Origin of the sequence: Streptomyces sp. NPDC058683 (genome assembly GCF_042716195.1) — a bacterium.
In the GTDB taxonomy this organism is placed as follows: Bacteria; Actinomycetota; Actinomycetes; order Streptomycetales; family Streptomycetaceae; genus Streptomyces.
Genome location: NZ_JBHXSK010000032.1, coordinates 112,522 through 135,384, shown reverse-complemented (window position 1 = coordinate 135,384; position 22,863 = coordinate 112,522). Strand labels below are relative to the sequence as shown.

Genomic DNA, 22,863 nt, shown 5'->3' with positions numbered 1-22,863 from the left:
CGACACGGAGGTACTCCGGTGCCGACAGGTCAGAGGTGTACGTGGGTGAGGTGAAGTCAGCCGCTCACCACACCTTGGACAGCACGCGTGCCGCTTTTGTGACAGTCCTCAACACTGTGCCGATGTGACCGGCCTGCGCGCCCCACAGCCAGGAAGACATGGCCACCGAGACCTGCATCACACTGCGATGTGGTGTCACACCTTGCCGTGCTGGCCGGTCAGTAGTGCGTACCAGTAATTTCGCCAGGAGGACCAATGGACGCACGCCTCAACTACTACGGCAATCCGCTCGCCGGCAAGGTGCTCAAGCACCTCCTCTCGGCCAGCAAGACGCTGTCGGACTCGACGCTGCCGGCCACCATCCAGTATCTGGTGGAGATCCGTGCCAGCCAGATCAACGGCTGCGGCTTCTGCACCGACATGCACACCAAGGAGGCCACCCACGCCGGGGAGACCTCGCTGCGGCTCAACCTGGTCGCCGCCTGGCGGGAGGCGACGGTCTTCACCGAGGCCGAGCGCGCCGCGCTGGAACTGGTGGAGCAGGGCACCCGCGTCGCGGACGCGGCCGGTGGTGTCACCGACGAGGCCTGGGCGAACGCCGTCAAGCACTTCGATGAGGACCAACTCGTCGCGCTGACGACCCTCATCGCCATCATCAACGCCTACAACCGCATCAACATCATCACCCAGCAGCCGGCCGGCAGCTACAAGGTCGGCATGTTCGGCTGAGCCAGGACCGGAGCCCGGCCGAACACGGACGGACCTTGTCCGCGTCACCGCCGCCTTCGCGGGGGAATGACTTTCGGGCGCCGGCCGATTGCGCTCAACCACGTGGCCGGCCGGCCCGGTTGCTTCGGGGCCGGTACGGCGTGGACGCATGTCGACGCGCATCACCGTGGTGGTGGCGACCGCCGACTCGCCGTGCGCAAAGCCGGAGGCTCGCGGCGTGTCACAGATGCGGCCCACGCTTTGTCTTCGCTGTAAAGCAAGTTGTTGTGAGCCCGGAACCGCCGACGCGAGATCGTCCGTTCCGGGCCGGTCTACGGAGGTGTAGCACAATGCATGAAATGCACGGAATGCACTCAGAGGACGGCTTCGGACCCAAGATGCTGGCGGACATCAAACCGCCTTTCATTCCTGAGGGTGCTTCAGGAATGACCGTCCTCGTCGAGTGGGCTCCCGGTGACCCCGGGACTCCTCCGCACCGTCACTCGGGACCGTGTTTCGGCTACGTCCTGGAAGGAGCGGTCCGGTGGGAGCTCGAAGGTGAGCCGGAGCACGTCATCAAGGCCGGTGAGACGTTCTGGGAGCCGGGCGGTGAGGTGATCCACTACCAGAACGGCAACGCCTCGTCGGACGTGCCGGCCAAGTACATCGTGTTCATGATGTGCGCGCCGAATCAGCCGATGCTCACCCTGGTCGACGACGAGGAACTGAAGAAGCGGGCCCACCTGCGCGCCCCTCGGCCCACGGACTGACCTGCACAGGCCGGTTCCGAACGGCGTATGTACCGCACGCTGACAGCGCTGTTCGCGGCCGCGGCCGTCCGCGCACTGCGGCAGGCCGTGGTGTCACGGAGTCTTGGACGGCGTTGCCGAGTCGGCCGTCCACGGGAGCACCGCCATGGCCAGGGCCATGGCGGTGCTCCCGGTAGATCCGCGGTCCCTTCTGGGACTGACGACGGCTCTGGGAACGGCCATCATCTGCTCATACTCCCCTGACCGCCGCCAGCGCCCGGACCCCGCAGGATGCGGCCGACACAGGATTCGGCAGAGGATCCACTTCGTCGGCCTCGGTCAAGTTCCGTGCTGGGATGCCGCAGCGACCACGAAGACGTTCACCACCCGCTCCAGCCGGCAAGGCTCGACGGGATCTGCACGCACGCCACCAACCCCGGTCACGGATGCGGACAGGGCCCGCGTCATGGAAGAGCTCCAACAGCACGGCTTCGGCGTCACACGCGTGGGCGCCTGGCCAGGAGTGATCAACCGGGTACGCGGCCCATACCCCAGGAAGCCCGGCTCTGCGCGGTGCCGGCTCGCGTCCCCGGCGATGGTCTGTGCGCCTGTGACTGCGCAAGTTCCTCAGGAGAGCCTGTCGGTGTAGCGGGTGGGAGCGAGGTGGGCGCTCTTGTGGGACAGGGTGAGCCGGCGCAGTTCATCCAGGGGGAAGATCTCAGGGCCGCCGATGTCGCGGATCCCGTTCAGCGGGGCGCCGGCGACGACCTCCGCCACCGCGTCCGCCACGTCCTTGGAGGCGATGGGCTGGATGGGCGCGGCAGGCAGCCGAATTCGGCGCAGAACGCGTAATGGCGCAGGACCCTCGTCGCGGACGGAACAGGGACGGCCGGGCTCCGGGTGCGGCCGCCGGGGTACATCGCGCGCCTCCATCAGCCCCTGAGCGGATCACCCGCATCCTGCCGCGACCTGAGCGAGTGATTCACGGAATCGTGGCAAGAACCCATTACCCGACCGTCGGCACTGTCGAAGACACCCGGCACAGGCTCGTTCGCTTGGCCAGGGCTGAGGAACTCGCCCAGCAGGCTGCACACCGCCGGCTGTCACAACAGCGGGGACGTGCCGGTCAACTGACTATCCGCAGCTAGAAACCCTCCATACGGGAAGGTGCACCAAATATGGCATACGACACCACCAGTCCGTTGGGCTCTGCCCATGGCCCGGAGTCCGGTATCGCACGGCGGCTCGGCATAAAGAGACCGCGTGACGCAGGAAGGCCGACGGACGCGACCTTTCCCGCGCTGATTTCGGCTCAGCGCTCGGTCGTGTACTGCAAGGCTGACGGAGTCATGCCGTGACGGAGCCGATCCGGTTGCCCAATCTGTCCACCGACAAAGACTTCGACGGCGAGGCCTTCGCCCCGATCTACACCACGGCCGTGACGGTGAGCGGGGGGATGGTGAGTCATGGGCGGGCCTCGGGAAGGGCACGCTCGGGCGACGGAGTCCTGGATCTCAACCTGCGCATGCCCGCAGAACTGGGAGGAGACGGCCAGGGGACTAATCCGGAGCAGTTGTTCGCCGCCGGCATTGCCGCCTGTTTCCACGGGGCCCTGAGTCTGGTCGCACGGCAGGCCGCGCTCGACCCCGCAGCGATCTCCGTGCAGGCGACCGTGGCCTTTGGACGGGACCCGGCTGACGGCGGCTACTTGTTGCACGTCGATCTTGAGGTCAAGTGGCCGGACATAGACCTTGCCGTCGCCGCCCCGCTCGTGGAGAAGGCCGATTCGCTGTGCCCCTACACGAAGATGGCCCAGCGGGGAACACCGACAAGCATCAGGCTGGCCTCGTAGCCAAGGGCGAAGGCTGCCTGTCCAGCTGTATGTCGTTTCCGTAGCCGTTGTGTGCCTCATGCCGGCACACGACGGCTACGGAATGGGGAGACCAGCCGAGTTGCCGGCACTGGTGGACGCCGCAAAGCCTTCCGCGGCCGGGTCGGCCGGCTGCACCGCAGCCCCTCACGCTCTACGCAGACCCCGGCTACGCCCACCACCACAAGCCGGTCCGCACCCGAAGCATCGTGCCCGCCACCCCATGCAGTGGCAGTGGCAGTAACAGTGGCAATGAGCCTCCACCGGTGGGTGGTCGGGCAAGCTCCTGACCGTTGCTTGACATCCGGCCGGTCGCGCGCGCCGGGCATGCCGAGCCTCAGCCGATGCAGGGCCGCGTTCACAGCGCATCCGGGGCCACCGGCGGAACCCCTGACCCCGGTTCCATCGCGCTCTTGCTCTGCTGGATGATCTCCTGGACGTGAAGCTCGATCTCCTGCGGATTCAGGCCGAGCGCCTTGCCTACGTGCACCGCCCAGACCTCGGCGCGAAGATTGGTCTCGAAATCCAGGTCGGCCCGGACGTTTTCACGAGCGGCTTGCCGATTCTGGCTGACCATCACGAATGTGGACAGGAAGATGGCCTCCAGGCTCACGATCATGGTGAGCAGCCCGAACGGGTAGGGGTCGAATACCACGGCGGAGCCGAACAGCCTGAGGTTGAGGGCGATCCACACCGCGAACCAGACGGTATGGACGTACACGAAGCCCATCGTGCCCGCGAAAGCAGTGATCGCGTCTGCGAACCGGTCCTGCGACGTGCGCATCCTGGCGAACGCCAGCCGTTCATGGCGCAGGCGGAGGTCGAGGCGTTGAGTACCGCCGGAAGCGGAGCTCGGCCAGAAGGCTCCGTCTCCGGAGCGAAGGCTCATTCCCACTTACTGCCTCATTCCCTCGCCGCGGGCGCCATCGCCACCAGCCGTCCATGGCCCCGCAGCTTGGCTGCTGTAAGCCGCTGCACTTGTGCTTCGCCATGGAGGTGACATCGAGCAGGGCGCGAAGCCTCGACACCACCAGGTGGGGGCAAGCAGGCCACCGTGTTCGCCTCGGACCGTGCCCGCTCCCCGACGTCCGCTGCCGTCATGGCCTCGGCGTACTGCGCGGCCGATACCAGTGGTCCCGCAGCCGCCACCGCAGATGCGTCGAACCGAGTCTGCCCGCGACCCGGGAGAACACCGACTCCAGTCGGGTGTCTCAAGTTGCCAATCAGACGGTGGTCGCCGTCGAGGACGAACGGCACGCCTTCCTGCGCCGAGGACACCCGGGAGTACTCGGCATGGATCGTGTACTCCGCCCAGCGCTCCGGGACACCTCTTCGTAGAACACGGCCTCGATCCGACAGACGGGTGCACGTGCGTGGAAGTCCACTGGGCGCTCGACGAGGCAAGCTCCGTCATCGATCGACGTCGGCGCAAGGCTGTGCAAGGACGTACGGCATCTTTCGCTCCTTTGCCCGACTGCCCGACGGGGATGATCAGTGGTCAGCCGACTCTCCGAGGCAGTGGCCGAATGGAAGTATGACCACGAAGACCACGAGGTTGTGACGGCCGGCGCCTGACCCGCCCAGGTCGTCGCTGGGGGGCACCGCATCGTCTCTCCCCCACGTCGATGTCAGTGGACGCCACCTGCCACGAGAGCGGCCACGAAAGGTGTCACAGATTGCGGAACATCCTGGTCGTACTGAGTGACAATCCCTCGGCGATCGGAGTAGATCGTGGCTATCCGCGAACAACGTATTTCCACCATGGTGCTGGTGATCGGAACCGGAGGCGCTGGGCTGCGAGCGGCGATCGAACTGGGCGAAGCCGGTGTCGACGTCCTCGCAGTCGGCAAACGCCCCAAGGAGGACGCGCACACGGCGCTTGCTGCCGGAGGAATCAACGCTGCCCTCGGCACCATGGATCCCGAGGACAGCTGGCAGCAGCATGCGGCCGACACGCTCAAGGAGAGTTATCTGCTCGCCGATCCCCGCACCGTGGAGACCGTCACCCAGGGTGCCGCCAGGGGCATCGAGGACCTGGAGCGCTACGGCATGGCCTTCGCTCGCGAGGGGGACGGACGGATCTCCCAGCGCTTCTTCGGCGCACACAAGTTCCGGCGGACCGCGTTTGCCGGCGACTACACCGGTCTGGAGATCCAGCGCACGCTTATCCGGCGCGCGGAACAGTTGAACGTTCCGGTGCTCGACGGTGTCTACATCACCCGGCTTCTGGTCCACGACGGCGCCGTCTTCGGTGCCTACGGCTTCGATCTCACCCATGGAACGCGGTACCTGATCCACGCCGACGCCGTCATTCTTGCCGCCGGCGGCCACACCCGCATCTGGCGGCGAACGTCCTCTCGGCGCGACGAGAACACAGGCGATTCGTTCCGTCTGGCGGTGGAGGCCGGCGCCCGTCTGCGCGACCCCGAACTGGTGCAGTTCCATCCCTCCGGGATCATCGAGCCCGAAGACGCGGCCGGCACCCTCGTCAGCGAGGCCGCGCGCGGTGAGGGCGGCATCCTGCGCAACGCGCTCGGCGAGCGGTTCATGAACCGCTACGACCCTGCGCGCATGGAGTTGTCGACCCGCGACCGCGTGGCCTTGGCCTCCTACACGGAGATCAAGGAAGGGCGGGGGACGCCCAAGGGCGGAGTGTGGCTCGACGTCTCCCATCTGCCGCGGCAGACGATCATGACGCGTCTCCCCCGTGTCTACCAGACCCTGCTCGATCTGCAGATGCTGGACATCACCCGCGATCCCATCGAGATCGCGCCCACCGCGCACTATTCGATGGGTGGGGTGTGGGTACGTCCCGAGGACCACAGCACCGACGTGCGCGGTCTGTACGCCATCGGTGAGGCGTCGAGCGGCCTGCACGGTGCCAATCGCCTCGGGGGGAACAGTCTCATCGAACTGCTGGTCTTCGGCCGCATCACGGGTCAGGCGGCCGCCGCCTACTCGCAGTCGCTGACCGCCCAGCCGCGGTCGGCGTCGGCTGTCGCGCAGGCCCGCGCGGAGATCGACGATCTGCTGGTGGCCGACGGACCGGAGAACGTCCGCGCCCTCCAGCGCGCCATCCGCAACACCATGACAGAGCACGCCGGAGTCGTACGCGACGAACAGGGCCTGCGCGCCGGGCTCGAGGAGCTTGCCGCGATCGAGAAGAGGATGGAGGACGTCGGCGTGCACCCGGACATCGCCGGCTTCCAGGATCTCGCGCACGCCTTTGATCTCAAGTCTGCGGCACTGTCGGCCCGGGCCACCCTCGAAGCAGCACTTGAGCGTCGTGAGACCCGCGGCTGCCACAACCGCAGCGACTACCCCCACCTGGACGCCGCTCAGCAGGTCAACCTCGTGTGGTCGCCCACTGCCGGTATCACCCGCGAGAGCATTCCTGCCATCCCCGACGAGATTTCCTCGCTGATGGGAGAGGTCTCGACCGATGGAAAGCTCGTCGAATAAAACCGTGTCGCGACCGGGTGAACAGCCTCCGCTTTTCTCGATTCTTACGGATCCCTGTCACACATAGATCTGCTGTCCGGTCTCTCCTGGTACAGACCGAAATTAATTCGGCGCCGACGAGGAACTCGTCGCAGCTGCGCTCCGCACCATGAATACCTATGAAAGGACACCACTGTGAAGATCGTAGTGATCGGTGGAACCGGGCTCATCGGCTCGAAGCTGGTAGGCAAGCTCAACGAGCACGGGCACGAGGCGGTCGCGGCCTCGCCCAACACCGGCGTCAACACTCTCACCGGCGAAGGGCTGGCCGAGGCACTGCAGGGTGCGTCGGTCGTGGTCGATGTGTCCAACTCCCCCTCGTGGGCCGACGAAGACGTCATGAACTTCTTCCGCACCTCGACCACCAATCTCCTGAAGGCCGAGGCGGACGCCGGCGTGACGCACCACGTGGCGCTGTCCGTGGTCGGTACCGACCGTCTTCAGGAGAGCGGTTACTTCCGTGCCAAGCAGGCGCAGGAAGAGCTGATCAAGGACTCCGGCACCCCGTACTCCATCGTCCACGCCACGCAGTTCTTCGAGTTCGTGAACGGGCTGGCGGACATCTCGACCGAGGGCGACACCGTGCGTCTGGCCCCCGTCAAGTTCCAGCCCATCTACTCCGACGACGTGGCCGCGGCCGTCGGCCGTACCGCGGTCGGCGCCCCGGTCAACGGCGTGGTGGAGGTCGCCGGCCCCGACGTGTTCCAGCTCGACGAGCTCATCCGTCAGGTACTCGCCGACAAGAACGACGTCCGCACGGTCGTCACGGACCCGAGCGCCCCGTACTCCGGTGCCGAGCTGAAGGAGACCACGCTCGTGCCAGGTCCTGACGCGCATATCGCCGAGACCCGGTTCACCGACTGGCTCGGGCAGCAGCGGTAGGCCTTGCGAGTGGCCCCTGGCGGCAGTCAGGGGCCACCCCGGACGCGGATTCGCCACAGAATGCGTCCCTATCCGAGATCCACGCACGAAGGAACCGGCTCGCCATGTTCAATCGCATGGAAACCACTATCTTTCGCCCTGGCCCCTTTGCAGGGCTGACCGGCGTCTACGCTATCGACCCGGTCCACAGCACAATCGGGTTTTCCGTCCGGTACGGCATGGTCACGAACGTACGCGGAACATTCACCGCATTCGAGGGGATCGTCAAGCTTGACGGTGAATATCCCGCTCGGTCCGAGGCCTACCTCAGTGTCCAAACCTGTAGTGTTGACACGGGTTATCCGGAACGGGACGTGCATGTCACCGGACCGGATTTCTTCGATGCTTCGACGTTCCCTCTCATGAGCTTCCGCTCAGGCGGAATCCTCCATGCCGGTAACGACCAATTCCGCATGGCGGGATACCTCCTGATCAAGGACATCGAGCTGCCCGTTCACGTCGACCTTGGATTCTGCGGAGCGAGCCGGGACGCGCACCGTCAGAACTGTCTCGGTTTCACGGGCACGGCCACCTTGCAGCGTTCCAACTGGGGGCTTGACGGCAACAGGGCCCTGGCCACGGGCGGAGTTCTGATCAGCGACAAGGTGAAGGTGACTCTCGACATCCTTGCCGTGCGGCTGGACCAGGCACAAGGTGCATAGGCCGCGAGACGCCTGCCAGCGTATCCAGCGGAAGGACCCACGATGACGCAAACCACGGAGAACGGCATCGACCTGGCGGCCACAGTCGTAGCGCTGACCGCCGAAGCCGCCCAACTTCAAACGCGTATCATCGCGCTTCGCGAAGAACTCGTTGCGCTCAATGAGCAGATGAAGGCAATCTCCGCCGCTCTGCAGCAGCCGCCGTCCCGTTGAGCAGTCGAACGGACCGCAGACGTTCGGCACGCGGCCAACCCCAGCCGGGCATCGGGTCGTAGTCCGGCTTGCGGTGCCGACCGGCCACCCCTCGCGCAACTCTCCAGGTGGCGCACCTTGTTGGGAGAGGTAAGGCGTTGTTCTTGTCCCAGCGTGGCTTACTCAGCTGATTGGGCGCTGCCGACGACATACACAACGCACGAGGCCCCAACCACCGCAGACACAGCGCGAACGTGCAACTGGTGACGGATCCGGCTGCCTGCCTGCCGTGGATCTCGCCCGCGCTGCCCGGCGACACACAACCCGGCGAACGCAGGCCGCACGACTGAAGTCCTTGCGGATCCTCCGCTGAGCACGATGCAGCCCGAGTCGAATGTCGCGCCTCCGCCACCCTCCGCACCCTGAAGCGGCGAGCCCGGGACATCTCCTTCCCCGGGTCTGCCCTGCCATGACTCGCGATAGCGCGCTGTCGCGACCAACACCGTTCCGATTTCCGGGAAGCGGCCGAAACTCGTCCTATGCCCCGAAAGGGCCTCTCATGGGTCTCGTCGTAGTACTCACGACGTCCGATGTACCGCTGGGGGGGGTGCCACTGCTTGTGCTCGGCATTGGCGTGCTCGACGCAGATCCGCTCCGAGGACTGCTGCTTGCGGGTCTTCTCCCATGCCTTGACGACCTCCGCAGGGGCGTCCTTGCCGGGCTTCTTGGGCGGTCCCTGGGCCTGGTCGGGAAACCGCTTGGCCAGTCCCCGGTATCCGGCGTCGACCTTGGCCCTGACCGTGGGACATCGCTCGAACAGATCACCGATCCCTTAAGTGTTCACTGCCGTCTGAACGTGCATACGGCCCGGCCGGATTGCGCCCGTCCACAGGGTGCGGCCCTGCCCGGCGGCGATAACGGTGACTTCTTTCGTGTTCTGCCGCATCTTGCCGGAGACGAAGGCCCGGCGGCCGGGCCTGCCGGCCTTCAGGCGCCGTACCCGCACCTCGGTTCCGTCGACCGGCAGCTCAACGCCCTGCGCGCTGGCGTACACGAAGACATCAGCCATCGTGTGCAAGCGCAGTCCGACCTCGCCGGAAACCGCGAAGCCGCGCGCCGCCAGGAGCGGGCGGATCTCGTGGACGGCCAGGGTGATGGTGGAGCGGTCTACGCGGTAGGAGACGGCCAGAGCCACGTGCGGAAGCTGGAATCGCAGGACCACCAGGGTGGCGACCATCCAACCGGTGAAAACCAGTTGATGGCCCGGCCCGCTGCCTTCGGCCCGCAGCCGGTCGTGACCACGACGTTCACGCCGCCGAGAGTCCTGCCGCGCCATCCATGGGCCCGTCAACTCGGCGATGAGCGCGCCAAGTCGACGCCTTGAGATGCCAGTGCAGAGAGGATGCGAGAGAGCGATACGGGTCAAGGAAGACGTCACAATCTCCCCGAACCGTACGGCTCCCCCTTCACGTCATGGCCCGGCCGTTCCCGTCTCTCGCACACCACGCCGCTAGTCCCGCTGGGCAGCGAACAGTTCCAGGTGTGCGCAGGTGGGGCAACGATAGGCATCGATCTGCCAGTGCGGTCGGCCCATCCTCCTGGCACCGCCGAGCGGGCCTCGCTTAAGGGGGCCCGCGATCCACCGCGCGAACCCGCGAGCGCCTTGTCCGGAGTCCTCGACGAAGCCCGGCTCCAGCCCCACCGCACCGCATTGGGTGCACCGTATGGTGTTCATCGTGGGAGTGTAGTGAGCAGCTGCGGGCGTTGGTCATGGGGACCAGTTCCCGTCGCCCTCCTCCCACGTGACGCGCGACAAACGGGCCGTGGCCTTGCGTACACGACCCCGTTAGCCGGTTGAAGCACCTGCCGCCATGGGGTCGCGTCTCCTGGCGTTGTTGCTGGAGTTGATTCCGATCACTCGTAGGATCGCGAGGCGCAGGGCGGATCGGGGGCATCCACGCCCCGTGGCGGATTACGGACGACTCCGACCGCGACCGCGAGGCTGTCGTATCCATCATGGCGACGTAGCGGCGGTCGATGTGCTGGGGATTGCCTGCGGCCACCGCCGGCGGTCCGCCCATGTGGGTCGGCGGCCACAACGACGCCGCGCTGTGCCGTGTGCTGCGGTTCGGCGACGGCTGGTAGGGCATCGGCGCCGATGCCGCGGAGGCCGGCGACCGCCGGCGCCGCCTGCATGACCTCGCCGCCCCCTGGCACACGGAGATCCCCTCTGTGGCCGGTGCGTACAGCCCTGTCAGTGGCGAGACCGCTCAGCGCTCTCCGGCCGGCCCCGGCCACAACGCCCGCACTGCGTCAGGCATCTCGGCCACAACAGTCTGATCGAGCAGAGCCACTTGGAGGATGTAGCCGGGGAGGACGGAGACCATCGTTGAAGCGATTCCCTCGGCCGTCGCATTTGAGGGCAAATCACCGCTTTCCTGATGATCGCGGACCAACGGCACCAGATTCGCGTGTACACGGCCCATGAGGTCGTCGAGTTTGCGCGCCAGCGAGCGGTTGCGCATAGCCTCTCCCCAGACCAGAACCGCGAGGCCCGCCACGTCTTCCTCGACAGACTGGACCCGAATCACGTCGAGCAGTTCCGCCAGGACCGCCCCAATGGATTGACCCTGCCGGTTCGCGGCGACGGCGAGCGTGATGTCGAGGACGTCACGCATGTTCTCCTCGGCGATCGCAAGGATCATCTCGTCCTTGCTGGTGAAGTGCCGATACACCGCGCCCGAGGACAGCCCCGCCTCCGCGAACAGGTCCTGCATGGACGTGGAGTGGAACCCGTCACGGAGGAAACAACGGCGCGCCGCGTCCAGGATCTGCGCGCGACGGGCGTCCATGTGCTGCTGGGTGACCTTAGGCATGAGGCCAGTTTAACAAAGAAAACGAACATTCCCGTTGACGTTTGGCCATGCGACGGCCCAAACTGGAGACTCAAGAAAAATGATCATTCTTTTTTGTGAGGCCTAGCTGTGAGGAACCCCTTGTCAGGACACCAGGCATGGCGGGAAGTAGCCATTGCCGCCGTGGCGCTGCCCATAGCGATCACTCTGGCGGTGATGGCGTTCGCCTGGCCGGCGGGGCGGATCTCGCCGCGCGACGTCCCGGTCGGGATCGTGGGCACGGGGCCGGCCAGCCAGCGCGCGGTGGCAGGGCTGACTCATGAGATGCCCGGCGCGTTCGACTTCCACCTCTATCCCGACCAGCAGGCCGCGCGGTTGGCTATCAAGAACCGGGATGTCTACGGCGCCTTCGCCGTCTCCGGCCACGGCATCACCGTGCTGGAGGCCACCGCCGCCGGCCCCTCCGTGGCCCAGCTTCTGACCAATGTCGGACAGCAGTTGGCCGACAAAGCCACCCAGCAGATCGCCGCCCGGCAGAAGGCCGCCGAACAGAAGGCTGCCGAGCAGAAGTCCGACGGTGCACATTCTTCGGCGAAGGCCCACAAGCAGGCGGCCGCACAGCAGGACGCTGCCCGAAGGAAGGCCGCCCTGAAGGGAGCCGCCAGTACCGATTCCTCGGTGAAGGTCCTCGTGAAGGCGATCGACGTGGTACCCGTCGCCCAGGAGGACCCCCGGGGCGTGGTGTTCAGCTCATCGGTCTTCCCGCTCACGATCTGCGGCATCCTGATCGGGGCGTTTGTCACGATGGCTCGCGGCCTGGCACGCCCGCGGCACCGAGTGCTGACACTTCTCGTCGCATGCGCCGTCGCGGCCCTCGGCGTCTATCTCGTGGCCCAAGGTTTCCTCGGGGCGCTGCCACACAATCACGTGGCCACGTGGGCCATCCTGTCGCTCGACCTGCTCTCCATCAGCGCCACCGCTGCCGGCGTGATCCGACTGCTCGGGCCGGCGGGCCTTGGGCTCAGCGCCGCGCTCATGGTCTTCGTCGGAAACGCCTTCTCCGGCGCCACCTCCGCTCCGGAGATGCTGCCCAAGGGCGTGGACTACGTCGGCCAGTGGCTGCCCCCGGGCGCCGGAGCCAGTCTGCTTCGCGACACCACCTACTTCGACGGCAACGCCGACGCCGGCCACCTAGCCGTCCTCGTCCTGTGGAGCGTCTGCGGGCTCACAGCAGTCATGTGCGGTCACTGGGTCATCAGGGGAGGCCGCGGCACGAAGACCGGTGCGCCGGCTTCCGGGGAGTTGCTCCCGGCCTTGCCGGGGTCCGGCACCGCTTTGTCGGTTCGACGTCCCGCTCACGCGCACGCCCGTCGCCATGACGACGACGGCTGATGCCGAGCGCTTCATGTACGCGATCAGGCCCTGGCCGCCGGCAACTTCGGCCCAGTGTCGAAGTGGAATGAGGCGCTGACGCGCGCCTGCTCCTTGGGCCCTCTTCGCCTCTGGCGCCATGTTTCCTGGTCGGCGTAGATCGCGGTCCTGGCTGTCGACACGCGCTAACCACACACCGAGGGCTCGACCGTCCGCAGGCGCCGACATCACAAAGGCGCGCCGCGTCCCTGGGACCGGGCCGCCCCAGGGACGCGGCCCGGCAGACATACGGGCTGTCTCCCGACACGACCACGACCACGAAGTACTGCGCGAGGTGTTGAACCGCGATGGCCCGCGCCGTACCGGAACGGATACACACCATGCCTGCCCCACAACACCCTCAGCCGGCACGCCGGACCGCGCATCCGCAGTCGACCGATACCTCTCCGGCCATCACTAGGGCCTTCACCCTGCTCAGCAGACGCTGGAACGGACTGATCCTCATGGCTATGGCCAAAGGACCGGCCGAGTTCGCACAGATTCGCGACCGCGTCCCCGGCATCAGCAACCGTATGCTCGCCCAGCGGCTCCAGGAACTGACCGCGATCGATCTGGTCACCCAGGACACCGGGCCCGGGGTGTCATCGCGAACCCGTTACGCACTCTCACCGCACGGCAGCGCCTTCCTCATCCCCCTGGCGGTTCTCTTCTTCTGGGCGGAGGATCACCTCCCAGCAAGCAGCCCACCGGCATCTGGTCAACCGGCCGCGCCAGGCCACTGATCTCCCCCTTCCGCTCTGGTAGATGGGGCTGCAGCCGGACACCTGCCTCCGGCGGGCGTCGACCGACACCAGGATGAAGGGGAGCACCGTTCTCGACCCCGGCAGGGCGAGACCCGGCGGTGACTCCGCTGTCGTCTGCGGGATCTGACCAAGCACGCGGAAGGAGTGGGCTGGGTTCACAGGCGCACCATGACCAGGGCCGTGTCGTCGGTGGCACTGCCCTGGTTGCGGAGCAGGAGGTCGGCGACCGGGCTTCGCTATACCCAGCACTACCGCCCCGAGGAGGGCCCAGAACACCGCTGGGCAGCCGACGTCCGGCTCCGTCGTGACCTCCTGCCTCCCCGCCGACCACTGCGCCTCTTTTCACGATGCGAGCAGGAGTCACAGTTCACGACGATCACAGTGCCGGGCAGTGCGCTTCCGCGTGGCCGGCCGCACAGGACGCGAACCGGCACTACTGCAATCGATCGCATTTTGTGCATATTGTTACATTTCATGGTCTTACGGCTGACAAGGGGGGCATGTAGAGCAGACGAGGGAGACTGGTGAACTTGGACGTCTACGAGGCAGTCACGAGCCGACGAGCCGTGCGCGGATTCGTCGACCGGCCCGTCCCGAGGGAGGTACTGGAGCGGGTGCTCTCCGCTGCGGCTTGGGCGCCGTCCGGGTCGAACCTCCAGCCCTGGCACGTCTACGTGCTGACCGGCCGGCCGCTGGGCGAACTCAAGGAACTCGCCGGCGAGCGCGTGACCGCGTGCGATCCCTGGGACGAGCGGGAATACGAGATGTACCCGCCGACACTGAAGTCCCCGTACCGCGAGCGCCGATCCGCCTTCGGTGCGGAGCGCTACAGCGCACTCGGCATCGCGCACGAGGACTGGGAGGCGCGCCAGAGGGCGGCTTCCGCGAACTGGCAATGCTTCGGCGCGCCCGCCGCGCTGTTCTGCTACATCGACCGAGGTCTGGGCCGGCCCCAGTGGTCCGACGTGGGCATGTATCTGCAGACCGTGATGCTGCTGCTCCGCGCCGAAGGCCTGCACAGCTGCCCGCAGATGGCATGGTCGGTCTATCGCAAGACCGTCGCGGAGGTCCTGTCACCCCCGGCCGACCTCATGCTCTTCTGCGGCATGTCGATCGGATTCGAAGACACGGCAGTGCCCTCCACCAGGACAGGCCGAGCACCGCTCGACGAGACGGTCACGTTCGTCGATGATTAGTCAGCGGTACCTCTTGCCCGTTACGGGCGGGCGGGTGATGTGTCAGCAGGGCTGCATCTCACAGTGCGACTTGTGAAGTTGCCCCAGAGCCGCGGCAGACACTGCGGGGAACAACGGGCAAAGCGCACGGCTTCCGCCGCCTTCGCATCCGCTGAGAACGCCGTTCCGGCATCCATGAAGCGTTCCTCGAACTCACCTGCCGCCTCATCACCCACCGACAACTCGGCTCACTGTGTCAGCCGTTGCGACACCGGCATCAGGAAGCGATCCCGCGTTTGTCCATGGCGTCCTCGACTATGCGCAGCCCGTCCATGCCCGGCAGCTTCGCGATGTGCGAGTCGATGTCGCGGATGAGTTTGCGGCCCTCGGAGCCCGCGAAGAGGTGCGTCATGACGTGCGTGACCTCGGCCTCGGGCATGACACCCGAGCCGACCGGGCCCCAGGCGTTTTCGAGCGCCAGCCGGGCGACCACACGGGCCTTCTTGCTCGCCGCGAGCCGGTCACGCGCCTGCGATGCGTAGAACGCGACGTGCTTCGTCTCCTGCTGTGCGATCCGCTTCAGCAGCGGTACCAGCACCGGATGGCTCTCCAGCGCAGCGAGCCGGTGATACGCCGCTGTCGCCGACCACTCGTTCGCCGCGCCCCACGCCATGTGCACGGCGACGAAGTCGTTGCCGACCAGCCGGCCGATCACCGTCTGCTTCACCGTCCCCAGGCGGTCCTTCCAGCCGAGCTTCAGGCGGGTCGCCTTGAGCTCGTCGAAGTCGACTCGGAGGCCGTGGCGCTCCAGCACGGCCGCGACTGCTTCGCCGTGCCAGAACTCCTCGCGGTTCCACATCGTCATGAAGGCGCCCACCGCGGGCTCGTCGTGAGACGGGGTCGTCAGCAGATCACGCAGGTAGCACACTGTGTGGTATTCGATGTCACACATGTAGCGCAGTGTGCGCAACGTCTCCTCGGGCAGTGGGTTGTGCTCGAACTCGTCGAAGTCGAGGTCGGCCCACTGCACGCCGGTGGAGTTCTTCGTGTACTTGTCTATGTCGAAAGCCATCAGTCGCTCTTCTCGTCCGCGCGCGCCGAAATCGTCGCCCGTGCCGCGATGACGTCGCGGCGCACCCCCGAACCGCCCCTCTTCCAGCGGTAGATGTTCCAGTTCCTCTTGTGCGACTCGCGCGCCAGTCCGGCGTCGGGGTTGATCGCCGAGGGCCTGCCCAGCAGCGACAGCCACGGCAGGTCGGAGTGGCTGTCGCCGTAACCGTAGGAGGCCGCGAGGTCGTAGCCGCCCTCCTCGGCGTACCGCACAAGCCACGCGGCCCTCGCCTCGTCCACGAGCGGCGGCTTCGCCAGGTAGCCGGTGAGCACACCGTCCCTCACGTGCATGGAGCTCCCGACGACCTCGTCGAACAGGCCGGCGAGCGGAGCGGCGAGAAGGCCGACGGAGCCGGTGACCAGGACGGTGCGGTGACCTGCCGCACGGTGCTCCCGGATGCGTGCCAGGGCGTCCGCGCTCGTGTGCCGCAGCATCGTGTCGGCGTACCCGCGCTGTACGACCTCCTCAAGACGGGCGATGGGCATGCCGCGGTAGCGGCGCAGGAACGCGCGGATGAACTCGCCGCGGTCACGTCGCTCGGCGCGGAGGTAGCCGGGCAGTGAGGCGAGCAGGTCCGCCACCTCCTTCGGCCAGGCCGCCTTCCGGAAGCCCGCCGTGCGCACCCAGAGGTACTGCTCGACGATGTTGGAGTCGACGACGGTCCGTTCGAGGTCGAAGACGGCGAGTACGTCGGTACGCCGCGGCAGTTCGCGTTTCGGGCGGGCGTTCGCCGGCCGGGCGGCCGCGGCCTTGCGACGACGGTAGGCCGCCGTCAGCTCGCTGATGGCGGGGAGGTGCACCTTCTGCAGGTACTCCTCCCAGTCGATCCGCTCCACATCGAAGCCACGGTCCTCGCGCACCTCGGCCAGAAGCGCGTTGTTCAGGGCGCGGGCGTTGCGGTCGTCGAAGACGATCTCGGTCTGCGCATACGCGCGGTAGAGGTCGGTGAAGTTGCGGAGGGTGGCGATGCCGGCGCGCAGCTTGGCGTTCTCGGTCGCGAGAGCGCGCTTGCGCTCGTCGTTCGGCATCAGCCGCAGAGCGGCGTCCCACAGGTCGGCCTTCTTCTTCGCCAGCAGAAGGCCTCGGTTGAATCTGCGCTCGCCCGAGAACTTCCAGGTCGGTACCTTGACGAATCCGTCGCCCTTGGGCAGCGGGTGCTGGGTGAAGTAGTCGCGTACGTTCTCGTACATGCGGTGGAAGGGCAGCGGATTCGACGCACCCGAGGCGATGTGGAAGTACTCGGGCTCGTCGACCGGCGTCGGGTTGGCCGCCACGGCCAGGATGGCGTTGACGACGAAGTCGACGGGGATGACATCGAGGATCGAGTCGGGCAGCCCCGGGAAGTCGGGCAGCTGGCCGCGGCCGTAGGCGAAGATCAGCGGATCGGCGACCTTGAAGCCGTCGATCCAGCCGGGAAACGGATGCTGGAGCGCGCTCTCGATGATCGCGGGCCGGACCACCGAAAGCCGGTGTCCGGCCTCGCCCCAGAGGTCTTCCGCGGCACGTTCGGCGAGTGCCTTCGTCAGAGTGTAGACGTCGGTCCACCCCAGACTCTGCGCGCGCCGCCGGCCGGCGGCGACGAGCTGGGAACGCACCCACTCGCGCCGCGCGTTCTCGCTCGCGCGGGCCGCCGCGATCGGGCCCTCCTTCCCGTGGTCGCCGCGGGCGCGGGACATGAACTGCTCGAGCATCGCCGGCTCCCGCGAGGTGAGTTCGGTCTGCTCGTGGGTCCGTGTCGCCAAGGTCCACTCGGTGTGCCAGAGGACATCGTGTTCGAGCTTGGCCTCGGGCACCACACCCCGGCGGAGTCCTCCGACGTAGCAGGTCGACACGTGGACGACGTGCGGGTCGGATCCGGAGGCGAGCAGGGCCTCGTAGAGGCTCACGGCGCCGTTGACGTTCGTGTCGAACGCCTCGTGGATGGGCGGGTCGAACGAGACGGTCGACGCCGAGTGGATGACGACGTCAAGGTGGGAGGGCAGCTCGGGGATGCTGGTCATGCTGCCGTCGAGCACCGTGATCCGGGCACGGACGATGCGCTCGGCCTCTTCGGCGCCCACAGCCTCCCGCCAGCGCTTGAACACGGGTTTGCGCAGCAGCTGCCGGAGCCGGTCCTGCCCGGTCTGGCTGCCCTTCCGACGCACGAGGAGTGAGATGTGGGTGGCGGGGTGGTCGGTGAGCAGCCGCTCAAGCACGGCCTGCCCGACGAAGCCGGTCACGCCTGTCAGCAGGACGTGCGCGTTGCCGAGTTCGGTCTTCGCGTTGTGCGGTATCACGGAAGGAGCCTCGATTCCACGGTGGATGCGACACCGGGACGGATGCCGGGGAGCGCGGCGACCATCCCGCGGATACGGCGCGCCTCGGCTCGTCCGCTCCGGTCGCCGAAGACCTGGCGTTCGAAGAAGGTGCGCTCGTGCCCGGAGCGATCGACCGAGCCGAGCGGCCAGGCCGCGTGCCGCAGGGCGCGGCGGGTGATGCGCTGGGCGCGTGCCGAGCCCTGGAGCCGGCGCTCCGCCTCCTCGGCCAGAAAGCGGATGTGGCGCTGCTTGATCTCCACCACGGGGTTGATGATCGGCGCCATGGCGGAGGACACACCGGCCAGACGCCGGTAGGCCGCCTGCAGGATCCATTCGTCCACGAGGCCCGTCGTCACGTGTTCGGCGACGATCTGTGTACCGGTGATGTTGGCGATGAGGGAACGACGGATCGGGCCACGGCGTTCGCGGCGCTCCGCCAGTACCCACCGCGCCGGACCGGCGCTCGAAGGGAGGTCGCGGGCGGCGGGAGAAGCATCCAGGACGGCGTCGAGGGCATCGGCTATCCAGAACCTCTCGAACATCCACGTGGTGAGGAACGCGGTGACACGGGCGTCCTTGTGTGTCGCCGTGACAAGGAGGTCGCGCACACGGTGCAACGTCGCACGTTCCATGTCGCGCAGCGCGCGCACAAGCCGGACGGAGTCGGCATCGAGCGGCTCTTCGGCAAGGGACCTGAGGTCGAGCGTTCCGCGGTGGCTGCCGTGTGCCGTACGGGCGAACTCACGCACGTCGAAGCCCGCTGTCTCGGGCGGCGCGGTCGTCGTCTCGTTGTTCGAGTTCATGCACAGGCTTTCTGGGGCGGGAGCAGGGGGAAACGCTGCAGAAGCCCCGGAGCATGCGAGAAGCCGTCGGGGGCCGTCACATGAGACCGGGCAACCGGCACATGTGTGACACGTGACCGCAGGCGGCGTGCGCCGGACCTTGCTGTGCATCGGTCACCTCCGTCATGTGCGGAAGCTCGTGTCACAAGACGGATGCGTGCCCGGTCTAACGCAATGACACGAGAGACGAAAGGTGTGTCATGCGCGAGGACTCGGCCATCTGCTGTTGTACGACCGTGGCAATTCGCCTGGGTCGGCTCGTCGGACGTCGAACATGGAAGCCTTGTGGATCTTCAAGCTCCCCCGCATAAGCGGGTTGTTGACCAGTTGGCGCGGAAGGCCGGTGCCGGGATCGACGGCCTGGACCCGCTCGCCATCCCGCGTAATGGATACGAGCAGGGAGCTCGGATGTCGCGCAGATCGCGTATGAGACCGTGCTGAGCCGTACCCGGGTCGCACTCGTCACCGGCGCCACGTCGGGTATCGGAGCTGCGTTCGCGCGCGCTCTGGCAGACCGCGGATGGGACCTCGTCCTGGTGGCGCGCGACAGGGAGCGGCTCGGCCTGATGGCGGCCGAGCTCGAATCCCGCGGCCGAGCTGTCGAGGTGCTGCCCGCCGACCTGTCCGATCGTGCCGACGTCAGGCGGGTCGCCGCCCGCCTGGAGGACTCCGCCCGTCCGGTGGACATGCTCGTGAACAACGCCGGTTTCGGTGTGCGCGCACCGATGACCTCGGCCGACACCGCTCCGCACGACCGGGCGATCGAGGTCATGGGGCGCGCGGTGCTGGTGCTCGCCGGTGCCGCCGGGCGGGCCATGCGCGAACGCGGGCACGGTGCGATCGTCAATGTGTCGAGCACGGCCGGCTTCGTCACGATGGGAAGCTATTCGGCTGTCAAGGCCTTCGTGACCTCGCTCTCAGAGGGACTGGCGAACGAGCTCCATGGAACGGGCGTCACCGTGACAGCGCTCTGTCCGGGCTGGGTCCGCACGGAATTTCACACGCGGGCCGGAATACGGTCGTCGGGCATTCCGGACTTCCTCTGGCTCGACGCCCGGCGACTCGTCGAGAGGAGTCTGCGCGACGTGCGCCGCGGACGGGTGATCTCCGTGCCGAGCCTCCGGTACCGGTTGCTCATCTGGTTCACACGTCATCTTCCACGCCGCACCGTGCGGTGGATCTCGCGACGGATCTCGTCCAGCCGCAACGACAGTCTCACTCACTGAAGGATTCAGTGCGGGCGAGCCCGCACGGGAAGGAAGCGGATGCCTGCGACGATACGCGGCCGTTTCACCTCACGCTCCCACGCTGCGGCGCGTTTCGTCGCGCAGCGGGGGCTGTTGAAGCCCCTCGTCTGGAGCATGACCAGCGTCACGGTGCTCGGGCGCGAGCGCTTGGCGAACGTCGAGGACTCGTATGTCGTCGTCGCCAATCACACCTCGCACCTCGACACGCCGCTCATCATGGGCGCGCTGCCCCGCCGGTTGGCGCGTTACCTCGCGGTGGGAGCCGCCGCCGACTACTTCTTCGACGTGTGGCGGCGCCGCGGCCTCACGGCCCTCTTCTTCAACGCCTTCCCGGTCGACCGCACCGGAGTGGCCGGGCGCGCAGTGAGCGCCAAGGCTCTGCTGAACCGGGGAGTGCCGCTCCTGATCTTTCCCGAGGGGACCCGCTCGCGCGACGGATCGCTGGGGACCTTCAAGCCGGGCGCGGCGGCGCTCGCCTCGTCGGCCGAGGTGCCGGTGCTCCCCGTCGCGGTCATCGGCGCGCATGCGGCGCATCCTCGCGGGTCGAACTGGCCGAAACCGGGCCGTCTGCCGGTCGGGGTCGTCTTCGGCGAACCGCTCACCGCTTTTCCCGGGGAGTTGCGGAGCGAGTTCACCGAACGCATCCGCTCGGCGATCCTCACCCTCACCGAGGAGAACTCCGACCGCATCCTCGGCGTCCCTACGACCTCACGTCGTGTACCTGAAGGAGACCGTTCGTGACCGAGCCCACCGGCCGCACCGACGCGATGCGCACCGATGACGTGAAACACATGAAGTGGTGGGGCTGGGGCGTGGAAGGTGTCGGATTCCGGCACGAGGACAAGCCTGGTTTCGTGCCCTTCGTACAGAAGGCCGTCGGTCTCGATCTCTGGGCGGGCGAGCGCACCGAACGGCCCGACTTCTCGCAGTTGAAGGTACCGGCCTCGACGGCGCCCGCGGAGTTCGTCGCCGTTCTGGGCGGCATCGTCGGAGCCGGGAACACAGCTGTCGACGACCTGTCCCGGGTCGTCCACACGTACGGCAAGAGCCTGCGTGACCTGGTCCGCATCCGGGCCGGCGAGATAGCACGCAGTCCCGATGTGATCGTCTACCCGGCCGACGAGGCGGAGGTGCGAAGCGTCGTCGACGCGGCCGTCGAGGCGGACGCCGTGATCATCCCCTTCGGGGGCGGCAGTAATATCGCGGGCAGCCTGGAGCCGCACATGGACGAGTCCCGGGTGGTCGTCTCACTCGACCTCGGCCGCCTCAACCAGGTGCTGGAGATCGACCCCGACTCCGGCCTGGCGCGCGTCCAGGCGGGGGCGCTGGGCCCTGATCTCGAGGCCCAACTCAATGGGCACGGCTGGACGATGGGGCACTTCCCCGACTCGTTCACCCACTCGACGCTCGGTGGGTGGGTCGCCACGCGCTCGTCCGGCATGCAGTCGGACAAGTACGGCGACATCGCGGACATGGTCAAGGGGCTGCGCGTCGTGCGGGCCGGGGGGATCCTCGTGATCCGTGCCGTTCCGAGCGCATCGACGGGGCCGAGCGTGCGGGAGATGGTGGTGGGCTCCGAGGGGCGGCTCGGCGTCATCACCGAGGTCACGGTCCAGGTGCACCGGCTCCCCGAGAAACGTGCCATCCACGCCTACTTCTTCAAGAATCTCGACCACGGCCTGGCGGCGATGCAGGAGATCGCGGAGAGGGACGTCTCGCCCTCGGTCACCCGTATCTCGGACGCGCATGAGACGGCCTTCTCCCTGGCGACGAGCAAGGAGTCGAAGGGCATTCGGAAAACGGCACAGGCAGGCCTCATGGCGTATCTCAAGAGGCGTGGCTGGAACCTCGACGAGATGTGCCTCTCCTTCATCGGCTTCGAGGGCGACAAGGCACACGTGAAACGGCAGAAGTCGCTCGTCGACCGGATCGTGCGCAAGCATCACGGCATCGGCGTCGGCAAGGGACCCGGTGCGCTCTACGACCAGAAGAAGTTCGACACGCCGTACATCCGCGACTTCCTGCTCGACCGCGGTGCCGCCGGCGACGTGAGCGAGACCGCCGGTCCGTGGTCGAAGCTTCGCGGTATCCACGCAGCGGTCTACGAGGCGGCCGACCTCGCCTACGAGAAGCTCGACCGCAAGGGCTGGACGATGTCGCACATGTCGCACTCGTACCACTCCGGAGCCTGCCTCTACTTCACTTTCGCCTTCGTGTTCGGTGACGACCCGCTCGGCGAGTACGACACGGTCAAGCGCGCGATCCAGCAGGCGTTCGTCGACGCCGGCGGCACCATCTCGCACCACCACGGGGTGGGCCTGGAGCACGCGCCCTGGCTGGAGCAGGACATCTCGTCGGAGGGTGTCGCCATCATGTCGGGCCTGTTCGACACCGCCGACCCGGGCGGCAACTTCAACCCGCGCAAGATCGTGGTCTGAGCACGGGCGGCCGATGCCCGCGCGCCGCCGGTGCGCGGGCCTCGGCACGCCCACCCCGCGAACCGGGCGGCGCACCTACGGCCGCGGGTGCTCCGGACCCGCTGTGTGGTGGGTGCCGGAC

18 protein-coding genes and 2 pseudogenes are annotated in these 22,863 nt (G+C 67.2%); 13 read left to right on the top strand and 7 right to left on the bottom strand.

Going from position 1 to position 22,863, the window contains the following annotated elements:
- Nucleotides 1-255: 255 nt before the first annotated feature.
- Both ACFWXC_RS31775 and ACFWXC_RS31770 read left to right on the top strand, forming a co-directional pair.
- Complete coding sequence (locus tag ACFWXC_RS31775) at nt 256-729, top strand: carboxymuconolactone decarboxylase family protein (protein ID WP_384483854.1); 474 nt, start codon at nt 256-258, stop codon at nt 727-729.
- Nucleotides 730-1,058: 329 nt separating this feature from the next.
- The gene (locus ACFWXC_RS31770; protein ID WP_384483852.1) at nt 1,059-1,478 is read left to right on the top strand and encodes a cupin domain-containing protein; all 420 of its coding nucleotides are present in this window, start codon (nt 1,059-1,061) and stop codon (nt 1,476-1,478) included.
- 606 nt (nt 1,479-2,084) lie between these two features.
- Here the strand turns inward: ACFWXC_RS31770 and ACFWXC_RS31765 are convergent.
- Nucleotides 2,085-2,291, bottom strand: a pseudogene (locus tag ACFWXC_RS31765) (LysR family transcriptional regulator); the annotation flags it as partial.
- 520 nt (nt 2,292-2,811) lie between these two features.
- Here ACFWXC_RS31765 and ACFWXC_RS31760 point away from each other — a divergent pair.
- On the top strand, nt 2,812-3,309 hold the full coding sequence (locus tag ACFWXC_RS31760; RefSeq protein WP_384483850.1) for an Ohr family peroxiredoxin: 498 nt from the start codon (nt 2,812-2,814) through the stop codon (nt 3,307-3,309).
- 376 nt (nt 3,310-3,685) lie between these two features.
- Here the strand turns inward: ACFWXC_RS31760 and ACFWXC_RS31755 are convergent, their stop codons facing one another.
- Nucleotides 3,686-4,216 carry a DUF1003 domain-containing protein gene (locus tag ACFWXC_RS31755; protein WP_384483848.1) on the bottom strand — a complete coding sequence of 177 codons (531 nt, stop codon included), beginning with the start codon at nt 4,214-4,216 and terminating at the stop codon, nt 3,686-3,688.
- A gap of 872 nt (nt 4,217-5,088) precedes the next feature.
- Here ACFWXC_RS31755 and ACFWXC_RS31750 point away from each other — a divergent pair.
- From ACFWXC_RS31750 to ACFWXC_RS31735, 4 genes are all read left to right on the top strand, one after another.
- Nucleotides 5,089-6,789, top strand: coding sequence for an L-aspartate oxidase (locus tag ACFWXC_RS31750; protein WP_384483882.1), 1,701 nt, complete (start codon nt 5,089-5,091; stop codon nt 6,787-6,789).
- 174 nt (nt 6,790-6,963) lie between these two features.
- Complete coding sequence (locus tag ACFWXC_RS31745; RefSeq protein WP_384483846.1) at nt 6,964-7,710, top strand: SDR family oxidoreductase; 747 nt, start codon at nt 6,964-6,966, stop codon at nt 7,708-7,710.
- 104 nt (nt 7,711-7,814) lie between these two features.
- Entirely contained in the window at nt 7,815-8,411 is a 597-nt protein-coding gene (locus ACFWXC_RS31740) for a YceI family protein (protein ID WP_384483844.1), read from the top strand.
- 42 nt (nt 8,412-8,453) lie between these two features.
- Entirely contained in the window at nt 8,454-8,624 is a 171-nt protein-coding gene (locus ACFWXC_RS31735; RefSeq protein ID WP_384483842.1) for a hypothetical protein, read from the top strand.
- A gap of 538 nt (nt 8,625-9,162) precedes the next feature.
- Here the strand turns inward: ACFWXC_RS31735 and ACFWXC_RS31730 are convergent.
- Nucleotides 9,163-10,041 (bottom strand): annotated as a pseudogene (locus ACFWXC_RS31730) (transposase family protein); the annotation flags it as partial.
- Nucleotides 10,042-10,873: 832 nt separating this feature from the next.
- Entirely contained in the window at nt 10,874-11,479 is a 606-nt protein-coding gene (locus ACFWXC_RS31725; protein ID WP_384483840.1) for a TetR/AcrR family transcriptional regulator, read from the bottom strand.
- 195 nt (nt 11,480-11,674) lie between these two features.
- Here ACFWXC_RS31725 and ACFWXC_RS31720 point away from each other — a divergent pair, with 195 nt between their 5' ends.
- From ACFWXC_RS31720 to ACFWXC_RS31710, 3 genes are all read left to right on the top strand, one after another.
- A complete protein-coding gene (locus tag ACFWXC_RS31720) occupies nt 11,675-12,850 on the top strand; it encodes an ABC transporter permease (RefSeq protein WP_384483838.1) in 1,176 nt (391 codons plus the stop codon).
- A gap of 326 nt (nt 12,851-13,176) precedes the next feature.
- Complete coding sequence (locus tag ACFWXC_RS31715) at nt 13,177-13,611, top strand: winged helix-turn-helix transcriptional regulator (RefSeq protein WP_384483836.1); 435 nt, start codon at nt 13,177-13,179, stop codon at nt 13,609-13,611.
- Nucleotides 13,612-14,162: 551 nt separating this feature from the next.
- Nucleotides 14,163-14,828, top strand: a complete 666-nt coding sequence (locus ACFWXC_RS31710; RefSeq protein ID WP_384483834.1) for a nitroreductase — start codon at nt 14,163-14,165, stop codon at nt 14,826-14,828.
- A 256-nt stretch (nt 14,829-15,084) separates the two neighbouring features.
- Here ACFWXC_RS31710 and ACFWXC_RS31705 read toward each other — a convergent pair whose 3' ends face one another.
- The 3 genes from ACFWXC_RS31705 to ACFWXC_RS31695 are packed head-to-tail and all read right to left on the bottom strand — an operon-like array spanning nt 15,085 to nt 19,018.
- Nucleotides 15,085-15,879 carry a ferritin-like domain-containing protein gene (locus tag ACFWXC_RS31705; RefSeq protein WP_384483832.1) on the bottom strand — a complete coding sequence of 265 codons (795 nt, stop codon included), beginning with the start codon at nt 15,877-15,879 and terminating at the stop codon, nt 15,085-15,087.
- On the bottom strand, nt 15,879-18,194 hold the full coding sequence (locus ACFWXC_RS31700; protein ID WP_384483830.1) for an HAD-IB family phosphatase: 2,316 nt from the start codon (nt 18,192-18,194) through the stop codon (nt 15,879-15,881). The genes ACFWXC_RS31705 and ACFWXC_RS31700 overlap by 1 nt, the downstream gene beginning before the upstream one ends.
- Nucleotides 18,191-19,018, bottom strand: coding sequence for a hypothetical protein (locus tag ACFWXC_RS31695; protein ID WP_384483828.1), 828 nt, complete (start codon nt 19,016-19,018; stop codon nt 18,191-18,193). Before ACFWXC_RS31695 ends, ACFWXC_RS31700 begins: the two co-directional genes overlap by 4 nt.
- Nucleotides 19,019-19,491: 473 nt before the next feature.
- On the opposite strand from ACFWXC_RS31695, the gene ACFWXC_RS31690 reads away from it, so the two are divergent.
- From ACFWXC_RS31690 to ACFWXC_RS31680, 3 genes are read left to right on the top strand one after another with little or no spacing between them, the layout of a single operon-like run.
- Entirely contained in the window at nt 19,492-20,283 is a 792-nt protein-coding gene (locus ACFWXC_RS31690) for an SDR family NAD(P)-dependent oxidoreductase (RefSeq protein WP_384483826.1), read from the top strand.
- A gap of 39 nt (nt 20,284-20,322) precedes the next feature.
- A complete protein-coding gene (locus tag ACFWXC_RS31685) occupies nt 20,323-21,045 on the top strand; it encodes a lysophospholipid acyltransferase family protein (RefSeq protein ID WP_384483824.1) in 723 nt (240 codons plus the stop codon).
- The gene (locus ACFWXC_RS31680) at nt 21,042-22,742 is read left to right on the top strand and encodes an FAD-binding oxidoreductase (RefSeq protein ID WP_384483822.1); all 1,701 of its coding nucleotides are present in this window, start codon (nt 21,042-21,044) and stop codon (nt 22,740-22,742) included. The genes ACFWXC_RS31685 and ACFWXC_RS31680 overlap by 4 nt, the downstream gene beginning before the upstream one ends.
- The last annotated feature ends 121 nt before the right edge of the window (nt 22,743-22,863 follow it).

Bases quoted from the DNA above. Each gene is read 5' to 3' on its own strand.
- ACFWXC_RS31775 (WP_384483854.1), top strand. From the start codon at position 256: ATGGACGCACGCCTCAACTACTACGGCAATCCGCTCGCCGGCAAGGTG.
- ACFWXC_RS31720 (WP_384483838.1), top strand. From the start codon at position 11,675: ATGGCGTTCGCCTGGCCGGCGGGGCGGATCTCGCCGCGCGACGTCCCG.
- ACFWXC_RS31725 (WP_384483840.1), bottom strand. From the start codon at position 11,479: ATGCCTAAGGTCACCCAGCAGCACATGGACGCCCGTCGCGCGCAGATC.
- ACFWXC_RS31770 (WP_384483852.1), top strand. From the start codon at position 1,059: ATGCATGAAATGCACGGAATGCACTCAGAGGACGGCTTCGGACCCAAG.
- ACFWXC_RS31695 (WP_384483828.1), bottom strand. From the start codon at position 19,018: ATGAACTCGAACAACGAGACGACGACCGCGCCGCCCGAGACAGCGGGC.
- ACFWXC_RS31715 (WP_384483836.1), top strand. From the start codon at position 13,177: ATGGCCCGCGCCGTACCGGAACGGATACACACCATGCCTGCCCCACAA.
- ACFWXC_RS31735 (WP_384483842.1), top strand. From the start codon at position 8,454: ATGACGCAAACCACGGAGAACGGCATCGACCTGGCGGCCACAGTCGTA.
- ACFWXC_RS31685 (WP_384483824.1), top strand. From the start codon at position 20,323: ATGCCTGCGACGATACGCGGCCGTTTCACCTCACGCTCCCACGCTGCG.
- ACFWXC_RS31705 (WP_384483832.1), bottom strand. From the start codon at position 15,879: ATGGCTTTCGACATAGACAAGTACACGAAGAACTCCACCGGCGTGCAG.
- ACFWXC_RS31750 (WP_384483882.1), top strand. From the start codon at position 5,089: ATGGTGCTGGTGATCGGAACCGGAGGCGCTGGGCTGCGAGCGGCGATC.
- ACFWXC_RS31740 (WP_384483844.1), top strand. From the start codon at position 7,815: ATGTTCAATCGCATGGAAACCACTATCTTTCGCCCTGGCCCCTTTGCA.
- ACFWXC_RS31755 (WP_384483848.1), bottom strand. From the start codon at position 4,216: ATGAGCCTTCGCTCCGGAGACGGAGCCTTCTGGCCGAGCTCCGCTTCC.